This window comes from Methyloceanibacter sp., assembly GCF_035650995.1.
Classification (GTDB): domain Bacteria; phylum Pseudomonadota; class Alphaproteobacteria; order Rhizobiales; family Methyloligellaceae; genus Methyloceanibacter.
In genome coordinates this window covers 1-9,267 of sequence record NZ_DASRGO010000168.1, presented here as the reverse complement: position 1 = coordinate 9,267, position 9,267 = coordinate 1, and the positions used below count along the sequence as shown (strand labels likewise).

At 63.9% G+C, this 9,267-nt stretch carries 14 protein-coding genes; 8 read left to right on the top strand and 6 right to left on the bottom strand.

Going from position 1 to position 9,267, the window contains the following annotated elements; translation table 11 throughout:
* The 3 genes from cysE to VFB18_RS12715 form a co-directional block, all read left to right on the top strand.
* On the top strand, positions 1-786 hold a 786-nt coding region (gene cysE, locus VFB18_RS12725; protein ID WP_324975835.1), incomplete at its 5' end, for a serine O-acetyltransferase.
* A gap of 51 nt (positions 787-837) precedes the next feature.
* A complete protein-coding gene (locus VFB18_RS12720; RefSeq protein ID WP_324975833.1) occupies positions 838-1,050 on the top strand; it encodes a DUF3126 family protein in 213 nt (70 codons plus the stop codon).
* A gap of 123 nt (positions 1,051-1,173) precedes the next feature.
* Positions 1,174-1,485 carry a DUF6949 family protein gene (locus tag VFB18_RS12715; protein ID WP_324975830.1) on the top strand — a complete coding sequence of 104 codons (312 nt, stop codon included), beginning with the start codon at positions 1,174-1,176 and terminating at the stop codon, positions 1,483-1,485.
* 124 nt (positions 1,486-1,609) lie between these two features.
* On the opposite strand, the gene VFB18_RS12710 is transcribed toward VFB18_RS12715, so the two are convergent.
* The 3 genes from VFB18_RS12710 to VFB18_RS12700 all read right to left on the bottom strand — a co-directional run bounded on the left by VFB18_RS12710 (position 1,610) and on the right by VFB18_RS12700 (position 3,924).
* Complete coding sequence (locus VFB18_RS12710; RefSeq protein ID WP_324975827.1) at positions 1,610-2,266, bottom strand: transglutaminase-like cysteine peptidase; 657 nt, start codon at positions 2,264-2,266, stop codon at positions 1,610-1,612.
* 275 nt (positions 2,267-2,541) lie between these two features.
* Positions 2,542-3,210, bottom strand: coding sequence for a PilZ domain-containing protein (locus tag VFB18_RS12705; protein WP_324975825.1), 669 nt, complete (start codon positions 3,208-3,210; stop codon positions 2,542-2,544).
* Positions 3,211-3,318: 108 nt separating this feature from the next.
* Positions 3,319-3,924 carry a PAS domain-containing protein gene (locus VFB18_RS12700; protein ID WP_324975822.1) on the bottom strand — a complete coding sequence of 202 codons (606 nt, stop codon included), beginning with the start codon at positions 3,922-3,924 and terminating at the stop codon, positions 3,319-3,321.
* Positions 3,925-4,151: 227 nt separating this feature from the next.
* Between VFB18_RS12700 and VFB18_RS12695 the strand changes: the two genes are divergently transcribed.
* Together VFB18_RS12695 and VFB18_RS12690 are read left to right on the top strand one after the other, a co-directional pair.
* Positions 4,152-4,874, top strand: coding sequence for a rhomboid family intramembrane serine protease (locus tag VFB18_RS12695; protein ID WP_324975818.1), 723 nt, complete (start codon positions 4,152-4,154; stop codon positions 4,872-4,874).
* Between the two features lie 104 nt (positions 4,875-4,978).
* Positions 4,979-5,410, top strand: a complete 432-nt coding sequence (locus tag VFB18_RS12690) for a CBS domain-containing protein (protein ID WP_324975815.1) — start codon at positions 4,979-4,981, stop codon at positions 5,408-5,410.
* Between the two features lie 52 nt (positions 5,411-5,462).
* On the opposite strand, the gene VFB18_RS12685 is transcribed toward VFB18_RS12690, so the two are convergent.
* The 3 genes from VFB18_RS12685 to folE form a co-directional block, all read right to left on the bottom strand.
* A complete protein-coding gene (locus VFB18_RS12685; RefSeq protein WP_324975813.1) occupies positions 5,463-6,392 on the bottom strand; it encodes a patatin-like phospholipase family protein in 930 nt (309 codons plus the stop codon).
* Positions 6,393-6,507: 115 nt separating this feature from the next.
* Positions 6,508-7,011, bottom strand: a complete 504-nt coding sequence (hisI, locus tag VFB18_RS12680) for a phosphoribosyl-AMP cyclohydrolase (RefSeq protein WP_324975810.1) — start codon at positions 7,009-7,011, stop codon at positions 6,508-6,510.
* A gap of 28 nt (positions 7,012-7,039) precedes the next feature.
* Positions 7,040-7,681 (bottom strand): GTP cyclohydrolase I FolE, encoded by a 642-nt coding sequence (gene folE / locus VFB18_RS12675; protein WP_324975807.1) that lies wholly within the window; start codon positions 7,679-7,681, stop codon positions 7,040-7,042.
* A gap of 194 nt (positions 7,682-7,875) precedes the next feature.
* Here folE and VFB18_RS12670 point away from each other — a divergent pair, with 194 nt between their 5' ends.
* From VFB18_RS12670 to yidD, 3 genes are read left to right on the top strand one after another with little or no spacing between them, the layout of a single operon-like run.
* Positions 7,876-8,358 (top strand): iron-sulfur cluster assembly scaffold protein, encoded by a 483-nt coding sequence (locus tag VFB18_RS12670; RefSeq protein WP_324975804.1) that lies wholly within the window; start codon positions 7,876-7,878, stop codon positions 8,356-8,358.
* Between the two features lie 15 nt (positions 8,359-8,373).
* Entirely contained in the window at positions 8,374-8,877 is a 504-nt protein-coding gene (locus VFB18_RS12665) for a cupin domain-containing protein (protein WP_324975802.1), read from the top strand.
* 5 nt (positions 8,878-8,882) lie between these two features.
* A complete protein-coding gene (yidD, locus tag VFB18_RS12660) occupies positions 8,883-9,179 on the top strand; it encodes a membrane protein insertion efficiency factor YidD (protein WP_324975838.1) in 297 nt (98 codons plus the stop codon).
* Positions 9,180-9,267 lie beyond the last annotated feature (88 nt).

Genomic DNA, 9,267 nt, shown 5'->3' with positions numbered 1-9,267 from the left:
CCGGTCTGGAGCCAGGTCAGGCGCGAGGCGGAGGAGATCAGCAGGGCAGAGCCCGCGCTCGGCGGCTTCATCTACGCCACGGTGCTCGACCATAAGCGTCTCGAGGATGCCGTGTGCCACCGGTTGGCGCGCCGTCTCCAGCACGCTGCGCTCGATTCAGGGTTGATGCACAAGACTTTCCACGAGGTTCTGGAACAGGAGCCTTCGCTCGGCGACGCCTTCCGCGCCGACCTTGTCGCGGTCACCAAGCGTGACCCGGCGAGCGCCCGGCTGATCGAGCCCTTGCTCTATTTCAAGGGCTTCCATGCGCTCGAGACCTATCGCATCGCGCACGCGCTGTGGAAGGCGGGCCGCAAGGACTTCGCGCTCTACCTGCAAAGTCTCACGTCGCGCTTCCTTCAGGTCGACATCCACCCCGCCGCGGTGATCGGCAAGGGCATTATGTTCGATCACGCGACGGGCATCGTCATCGGCGAGACGGCGGTCATCGGCGACAACTGCTCGATGCTGCACGGCGTCACTCTCGGCGGCACGGGCAACGAGCGGGGCGACCGCCACCCCAAGATCGGGCGCGGCGTCATGATCGGGGCAGGGGCCAAGATCCTCGGCAACATCAAAGTGGGCGATTGCGCGCGCGTGGCGGCGGGGAGTGTCGTGCTGCATGACGTGCCGCCGCGGCGCACCGTCGCCGGCGTGCCTGCGCGCGACATCGGGCCGTCGGGCTGCGAGGAGCCGGCCCTTTCCATGGATCAGATGATCGCCGACGATGATTGCGGTTGCCAGTAGGCGAGGAACTCTTGGGGCGCCCGTGTCGAGCGGGCTCCGATTGGAGGGGCTGTGACACGGGACGAGATCATCAAGTTAGAGCGTTATCTGAGGAAGATCTTCCGGCTGCCTGTGCTCGAGGTGAAGCAGCGGCCGCGCAAGGAAGATTCGGCTGAGGTGTTCGTCGGCGACGAGTTCATCGGCGTCATCTTTCGCGACGAGGAGGAGGGCGAGACCGCCTACCAGTTCCAGATGGCCATCCTCGATTACGACCTGAAGGAGTAGGGCGCGTTCCGTGCCAGCGCGGCACGAGAGTTAACTAGTCCTTAAGAATTCGGTCCAAGGGAGGGCCCCCAGCCGCTAAAGTGCGTTTCCGCGGGACAGGCGGAAAAGCGGCGAGGTGGGGCAATGCAATTCCTGGCGCTTTACGTTTACGTGACGGCCGTCGGCTTCGTCTTCGCCGGCGTGCTCGCGAGCTTCGTTCAACTCGTTTCGGGCGAGCCTTTGCGCTTTTCGATCGAACCCAAATCCATTCTCGACTCGCTCGCCGGCGTGCTCCTTCGCGTAGCGGCAGGGCCGGCCATTCTGATGCGCAATGCCTGGCGCGGGCAGATCATCCAGGGGCGGCCGAAGATCTGGTTCGGGGTCTCGGCGCTGATTGCAGCGGCGTGGAGCCTGTGCTCGGGCGCGCTCCTGCTCGACCTGATCGTCAAGCTCTAATCGTCACCCGAAAAAAAGAGCCGGTCTCTTTGCAGAGACCGGCTCGAGGAAAGGCCCGGCTGGGTCGGGGATGGGTGGGGGATGATCACCGGGCCTTGTTCTGGTTGGGGGTCGAAAAGCTCCTTCAGTGGCTGTTGGAGGCCGACACCTGAGTCTGCGGCGCCGTCTCCGGCGGCAGGAGAGAGATCCACACGAGCGGATTACGCTCTGACTGCCGCTTGATGTAGGTGTAGGGCGTATCGGCGAAGCGCAGGATCTCGTTCCGCTTGTTGTCGAGAACGAAATCGCCCTTGTCGGTGCGCACGGTGAGGACCGCGTGGCCCTCCTTGTTCTCGTCGCGCACGACGGTGATGAGCAACGTGCTCTCGGGCCAGCCGCGCTCGATCAGGAGACGCTGCTTGAGCAGCACGTAGTCCTCGCAGTCGCCCTTGTGCTTGGTCGGATAGGTCCAATACTCGACCTTGTGGTAGAGCTCCATGTCGGTCATGGGCTGGACCGAGGTATTGACTTGCATGTTGACCTGCTCGAGCTCGCGAAACTTCGCGCCCGTGAGCTGAACCCGATCGGCGAATTTCGGCTGCGGCTGGCAATCGGCCTGATGTTCGCGGCAGAAATTCACGTAGCCGATGGGCGGCAAGGTATCGCCGAACGACTGCAAGAACGCCACCTTCTGGGCCTCGATCTTCGGCGGCGTGACGCTGATCGAGTGATCGTTGGTCACGTCACCCGGCAAAGATGAGATGAACATCAAGAAGGCTGAACCTAGAACAAACTGTTTCATTGCACCCCCCGTTTTATTGGGGTGCACTATGTCAGAAAGCTTTTGAGAACCTGATAAAAGAAGCCAGCATTTTAAAGCAGTATTGGTAGGGGTTTTTTAGTTAGAACTACTCAAACCTGAACGGGGTAAGGTTAGCGTGATGTTCCCCCGATCCCTAAAATTTTAGGGAACTTGAGAACAAATCGCGTTTTTCGGCGGAAATCCAGCGATTCTTGGAGGCGGGAAAGAGGCTCGAAAACCGCCCGTTCGCGCCCCGCTATGCGGTCTTTTGCGGCTCAACCGAAGGCCCGCGCAATATTGTCGGGATCTTGCAGCTCGGCGAATTTTATTGCCACGCCCTGATCGTGATGGCGGACCACGCGGCCGCGCATGCGCCCGAGGAGGACGACGGTGTCGATCGGCGGCTTGACCTCGCAGGCGATCGAGGCGCCGCTCAAGGACACATCGAGCACGCGGCAATTGTGCACGTCGCCATTTGACAGGATGAGCTTGGAGGCGCTGATGCGCGGTACGGTGCGCTCGTATTTACGCTCTTCACTGAGGCCGAGCGCCCTTTGATTGATAAGCCAGGTCAGGAGATTGACGATGCGCTCGCGCTTTGAGGCGCTCGCCAGAATGCGGGCGGCAAAGCCGCCTTCGACAGGCCTGACCACGACACCCTCGACGCGGCCCACGTGGTCGAGATAGGCGACGATCCGCTCGCCCACCGCGCACGACACGGGAGAGCGCAGCGACATGCCGCCGGCCGACATCTGAAACACCTCGCAAGGGTACTCCTCCCGGTTCTCGCGCATGAAGCGCCCTTGGAGATTCACGTCGACGCGCCGGAAGCGGCGGCGGTCGCGAACGATTTTGGTGAGATGCTGGGTCGAGGATTCGAACGTCCGCTTAACGCGCAAATGCGGCGTTGCAGGCGGGGGCTCCTCAACAGGTGCGGCACTCATGAGTTCTGCCTACGCGGGGGTTTCGTCGGCAGATAAACCCTAAAAGATGCGCGTTAAGGACCGAATAAATTGCCGCTCAAAAATGGAATTGTCAGTATACGTTGGTTTTTAACCATGATGGTCGGTCGGCCGGCCGGCCAGCCCGCCGTCAAGCACTCTGAATCGGCGTGGCGACAGGCGCACGACTTCCCCCGCTTGACCCGCCGCGTGCGCGGGGGGTCCGTCGGGCCAATGCAGGTGCAACTCGACGATCTCGTGACGCGTGAGCGGCTCGCCGCCGAGCCAGAACGGCGGTTCCACGGCAGTCATGCCGCCAAGCAGACGGTTGATAGACTCTCCGGTATGGATGAGGGGCAACAGGAGGAGCTCGAAGGCAGCCTCGCGGTTGGTGGCGGAGAAGGAGCGAAACAGCCCATGACCCACCGCGCCGTCGGACAGGATGGGTTGAAGTATGGCGATCAGCTGCTCGCGGTCGGCCTCGGCGAACAAGCTCAAAAGATCGATACCTCTCAACTCCTTGCCGAAATATTCGCAGATTTTCGTGCCAGCGAGCCGGAAGCGGAACCCGAGCAAGCCCGCGCCTTCGGCGATGAACGTCTCGGGCAACAGCGCGGGGATCCTGGCCGGCTCGATCTCGAACCGGCGCGGCGCAACGCGGCCATTGCGTACGCGATCCCAATACGCGTAAAGCTGCCTGCTCGTCGGCTGCTGCATAACCCACCCGTCGCAAAACGCTACACCGTGGTACTGCGCACGCCCATTCTTCGGCCGAGGGAGGGTAAATATCCCCAATTGGCACAGAGACTGAGCTTGCGATGCTCGTGGACTGACTAAGCAGGGAGTGTGCCACGGCCGGAACATTGGGGATCGGGCGCCCCTTTCCCCGCAATTATGGTTGCCGCCGGCGCCATTTCGCGCCGTTTGCTTGGAGCGCCTGTGCCATGGCTGCGAGTGAGCCCATCCTTAACGTGCCGCGCGGGGTCAGCGCGGCAGCAGGCCTGATGATCGCGATCCAGCTTGTGAGGGGCCTTCTCCCCGACGACATCGACCTAACTGTGCTGCTCGCGCTCGCCTTCATTCCGGCGCGCTATAGCGGCGCCGCGCCTGAGCTCCCCGGCGGGTATCTCACCGCCGTCACGTCCTTCTTCACCTACATGGTGGTGCACGCCGGCTGGGTGCATCTCCTCGTCAACGTGATGTGGATGCTCGCCTTCGGCACGGCGGTGGCGCGCCGCGTCGGCAACGCCAAGTTCGCGGTGTTCTCCGTCCTATGCGGATTGGCAGGCGCCGTCACCCACCTTGCCTTCCATTTCGGCGAGATGGCACCCGTGGTCGGAGCCTCGGCGGCCATCTCGGGACAGATGGCAGGCGCGCTCAGGTTCATCTTCAAGGCGAAGCCGGCAGCCTATCATGGCGCCGACAACATCCTCGCCGCGCCGCTGATGCCCCTCGGCGAAACCATGCGCGACCTCCGCATCCTCGGTTTTCTCGCCCTGTGGGTGGCGATCAACGCCTATTTCGGTCTGACCGCGGTCAGGATCGCGGGTCAGGAGGGCGGGATCGCGTGGGAGGCGCATATCGGCGGCTTCCTGTTCGGCCTTCTGGCCTTCGGCTTTTTCGACACCGCGCCTCGCCTTTCCGAGGAGGAGCGCCGGATCGTTTGAGCCGCCTCGGGCGTTCCGAATCGGCTGTCCCTTGCGTCTCAGCCGAGGAGGGGACAGAATGTCGCAGTACCGGGACGGAAGCTCCCGGACTGGAGGAAACGAGGATGAACGTCGCTGCAATTCTCAAAGAGAAGGGCAGGGAGGTCTTCACCACCACGCCCGATACCACGCTGCTCGACATCACCAAGCTGCTCGGGTTGCACGGCATCGGCTGCATCGTTATCACCGGGATCGAAGGCAAGGTCGTCGGCATCGTCACCGAGCGGGATATCGTTCGCGAGATCGCAAGGGCCGGCCCCACGGTGCTTAACGAGCCGGTCGAGACCTGCATGACCAAGACGGTGGTGACCTGCCGCGAGTCGGACACTATCGAACGCATCATGGCCGAGATGACGGCTCACCGCTTCCGCCACATGCCGGTGGTGGAGCGCGGGCGGCTCGCCGGAATCGTGTCGATCGGCGATGTGGTCAGGATGCGCATCGCGGAAGCCGAGATGGAAGCCGCGGCGATGCGCGAATATATCGCCACCGGCTGACGGGCCAGGTCCCCTAGGCGCGAAACCGGAAAGTCTTTGGCTTTTCGGAAGGTCAGGCTGCGAGCACGCGGAGCGCGTGCCTGATGTCGTCCATCGCCCGCTCGGTGGCCTTGGCGCCCTGGGCGATGGCTTCGCTCGCCCGGTGGAAGTCGAACAAGCCGATATCGCCGAGTTTCGGCCCGATGGCGATGTCGGGCGGATCGCCTGCGAGTCTTGAACGGGCGATACGGTCCTGGGTGATGTTGATGGCATCCATCATCACCGCCGAGATGCCGGGCGCGCCGTCGCTCTTGCCGAAGATCTGCCGATGAAGGAGATGCATGGCGGCGCGGCCGTTCGAGCCCGGCAGAGGATCGCTGTCCTCGGACGAGGCAGGGTCCGCGAAGGCCTCGTGGTCGTGGATCACGGCGCCCTTGTTGAAGATGTCGGTGGAGAGATTGACGGCGATCACGACGCGGGCGCCGAGCGCGCGGCAGACTGAGACGGGGATGGGATTGACGAGCGCCCCGTCGATCAGCCAGCGGCCGTTGATCTGAACGGGCTTGAAGATGCCGGGGAGCGCGTAGGACGCTTTCAGCGCCGTCACCAGGCTGCCCTTTCTCAGCCAGATCTCGTGCCCGGTGCCGAGCTCGGTGGCGACGGCGACGAACTTGCGGTCGAGTTGCTCGATCTGAAAGCCCTCGAGGTGATGATCGAGCCGCGCATTCAGCCGCTGCCCGGTAATGAGGCCCGAGCCCGCGAAATTGAAGTCGAGAAAGCCGAAGATGCGGCGGCGGGTCAAAGCGAGCGCGAAATTCTCAAGCGCGTCGAGGCGACCCGTCACATAGCAGGCCCCGGCCACCGCGCCGATCGAGGTGCCGGCCACGATGTCAGGCTCGAGCCCGGCCGCCACCAGCGTGCGCAGGACCCCGATATGGGCCCAGCCGCGCGCGGCTCCTCCGCCGAGTGCAATGCCGAGTTTAGGTCTTCCAACGCTGCCCATGCCGAAAGCTCCGTCCGGAAAAGGGTCCGGCAGCTTGGCCGAGATGGCCTTGCTCGAGCTTCGATCGGCGTCTCGATCGGCTTAGCCGATGCGACTCATCTAGCCGCCGGGAACCTTACTCCGATTTCTTTAAGGTTCTCTTTGCGGCACCAGAATGACGGTAAACGCTTTCTGGATCGAAGTGCCGCTCGGTGTCGATCATGCGCAACCTAACGCCCCGCTTGCCGATTGGTTCGCCAACCGCAACAGCGCGATAGAAGCAGGACCGCCGCCCCGTGTGGCAACAGGCCTCCGATCCCGTCATCTCGACCTTGAGCAGGAGGGTGTCCTGGTCGCAGTCGGTGCAAAGCTCGACCACGCGCTGGGCATTGCCGCTCGTCTCGCCCTTGCGCCACAGCTTGCCGCGCGAGCGCGACCAGTAGTGCGCTTCGCCGGTCTCGATGGTGAGCGCGAGCGCCTCGGCGTTCATGTAGGCAAGCATCAGGACTTCGCCGGTCGCGGCCGAAGCCGCGATCACGGGGATGAGCCCGTCCTTGTCGAAGCGGGGAGCGAACACGCTCCCTTCCTCGATTTCGGCCTTGTCGCCTCCTTGAGGGGGAAAGAACGGGTCCTTTTTCACCGCGTTGCGTCCCGCGGGGCGAAGCCCATCAACGGCGTCCGCGTTCGGCAAGCGCCATGAAGCGGGCCTGCTGCGCCGGATCCTCCTTGAAGATGCCGGTAAACTGGGTGGTGATGGTGGCGACGTCCGGCTTCTTCACGCCGCGGATCGACATGCACTGGTGCACGGCCTCGATCATCACCGCGACGCCCTTGGGCTTGAGCGCCTTGTCGATGGTCTCGGCGATCTGCGCGGTCATGGTCTCCTGGGTCTGGAGCCGGTGGGCGAACACGTCGACCACGCGGGCGAGCTTGGAGATGCCGACGACGCGATCGGTCGGGAAATAGGCGACATGCGCCTTGCCGACGAACGGAATCATGTGGTGCTCGCAATGCGAGTTGAGCTCGATGTCGCGCAGCATCACGATGTCGTCATAGCCTGCGACCTCGTCAAAGGTGCGTGACAGCACCTCGAGCGGGTCCTCGCGATAGCCGGAGAAGAACTCGTCATAGGCGGAGGTGACGCGGCGCGGCGTCTCGCGCAAGCCCTCGCGGTCGGGATCGTCGCCCGCATAGGCGATGAGCGTGCGCACCGCCTCCTCGGCCTCCTCGCGCGTCGGCCGCACGATGGCAGGGCCGCGGCCGATCTCGATTTGCGGCCGGGTCTTGGGCTTTTTTACCGGGGCGTCCATGGCGGTCACAGCGGTCCTCGTCGATTACAACGCATGAGGGCGGAGAGCCGCCGTCTCAAGATTAATATAACAGCCTCGTCAATCCGATTTTTGGCCGGGGCGCCGCGTCGCGCCCTGTCATTTCGCGCGCCCGGTTGCATATATAATGCGTGATTTCGGCTCGCAAGGCGAGCGTAAGGGTTCTTGCAACCAGGATGACACTGCCGGAAGACATCTATACCCAGCGTATCCTCGAGCTTGCCGCGGCGATACCGCGCACCAAGAGGCTTGAGGCGCCGGAGGCCTCGGCGACCGCGCATTCGAAGCTGTGCGGCAGCACGGTCAGCGTCGACCTTTCGATGGAGGGGGACGTGGTGACGGACTACGGCCAGAGCGTTAAGGCCTGCCTGCTTGGGCAGTCGGCGGCCTCGGTCATGGGGCGGGAGATCGTGGGTTCGAGCGCGGACGAGCTCAAAGCGGTCGGCGCCCAGATGCGCAAGATGCTGAAGCAGGGCGGGCCGCCGCCGTCGGGCAGATGGGCCGACCTCGCCATGCTCGAGCCGGTGCGCGACTATCGGGCGCGGCACGCTTCGACGCTGCTCGTGTTCGACGCCGTCGAGGAGGCCATCCGCGAAATCGAGGCGAAACGCGCGCGGCAGGGCGGCGAGACCCATACGGATCAGGTGAGCCCGGCGTAATTGGCCGTGCTCTGGATGAGCGAAGAGGGGGTGAAATTGCAGAAGGCTAAGACCAAGGGCAGCTGGCTCGATCCTGCAAGCGTGACGCCGCGGACCGGAAGCATCTATCCGAAGCCGTTCGACGCGCCGCTTGAGGGCCGCGCCAAGCGCGCGCTCGGCGATCCGCTCGGGTTGACCCAGTTCGGCGTCAATCTGACGACGCTCGCTCCGGGCGCCTGGTCCTCGCAGCGGCATTGGCACGAGAACGAGGACGAGTTCGTCTATGTGCTCGAGGGCGAGATCACCCTCGTGAGCGACGACGGCGAGACGGTGCTGCGCCCCGGAATGGCTGCGGGCTTCCCCGCCGGCGAGCCGAACGGGCATCATCTCATCAATCGCGGCGATAAGCCTGCGGTCTATCTCGAAGTCGGCACGCGCATGCCGGTTGAAGTCGCCCATTACAGCGACATCGATCTCGGCGGGCGCAAAGAGGGGGGCCGCTTCACCTTCACGCACAAGAACGGAGAGCCTTACCCGTGAGCCTTCTGTCGCGCGCGGTGAAGGCGCCGTTGCTCGGAGCGATCGCGCTTTATCGCCTGACCCTCTCGCCGCTCGTGGGTGCGCATTGCCGGCATCTGCCGACCTGTTCCGACTATGCGCGCGAGGCGATCGAGAAGAACGGCGCGTGGAAAGGCGGCTGGCTCACGCTCGCGCGGCTTTGCCGTTGTCATCCTTGGGGCAGCATGGGCTTCGACCCGGTCCCCGATCTCCGGAATGTGCATCATCCGCTCGCGCCCTGGCGCTACGGGCGGTGGCGCGTTCCTCGACAGAGGTGCTCCTAGGCGGCGCGCATGGGTGGGATGTCGGATACGTCGATGCGGCGCTCGGCGTGCCATAGGTCATAGGCAGACTGCATATTGAGCCACGATT

What these genes read in the sequence shown, in the direction of transcription:
- VFB18_RS12715 (WP_324975830.1), top strand. Translation starts at nt 1,174, where the DNA reads ATGCAATTCCTGGCGCTTTACGTTTACGTGACGGCCGTCGGCTTCGTC.
- VFB18_RS12710 (WP_324975827.1), bottom strand. Translation starts at nt 2,266, where the DNA reads ATGAAACAGTTTGTTCTAGGTTCAGCCTTCTTGATGTTCATCTCATCT.
- VFB18_RS12705 (WP_324975825.1), bottom strand. Translation starts at nt 3,210, where the DNA reads ATGAGTGCCGCACCTGTTGAGGAGCCCCCGCCTGCAACGCCGCATTTG.
- VFB18_RS12700 (WP_324975822.1), bottom strand. Translation starts at nt 3,924, where the DNA reads ATGCAGCAGCCGACGAGCAGGCAGCTTTACGCGTATTGGGATCGCGTA.
- VFB18_RS12695 (WP_324975818.1), top strand. Translation starts at nt 4,152, where the DNA reads ATGGCTGCGAGTGAGCCCATCCTTAACGTGCCGCGCGGGGTCAGCGCG.
- VFB18_RS12690 (WP_324975815.1), top strand. Translation starts at nt 4,979, where the DNA reads ATGAACGTCGCTGCAATTCTCAAAGAGAAGGGCAGGGAGGTCTTCACC.
- VFB18_RS12685 (WP_324975813.1), bottom strand. Translation starts at nt 6,392, where the DNA reads ATGGGCAGCGTTGGAAGACCTAAACTCGGCATTGCACTCGGCGGAGGA.
- folE (WP_324975807.1), bottom strand. Translation starts at nt 7,681, where the DNA reads ATGGACGCCCCGGTAAAAAAGCCCAAGACCCGGCCGCAAATCGAGATC.
- VFB18_RS12670 (WP_324975804.1), top strand. Translation starts at nt 7,876, where the DNA reads ATGACACTGCCGGAAGACATCTATACCCAGCGTATCCTCGAGCTTGCC.
- VFB18_RS12665 (WP_324975802.1), top strand. Translation starts at nt 8,374, where the DNA reads ATGAGCGAAGAGGGGGTGAAATTGCAGAAGGCTAAGACCAAGGGCAGC.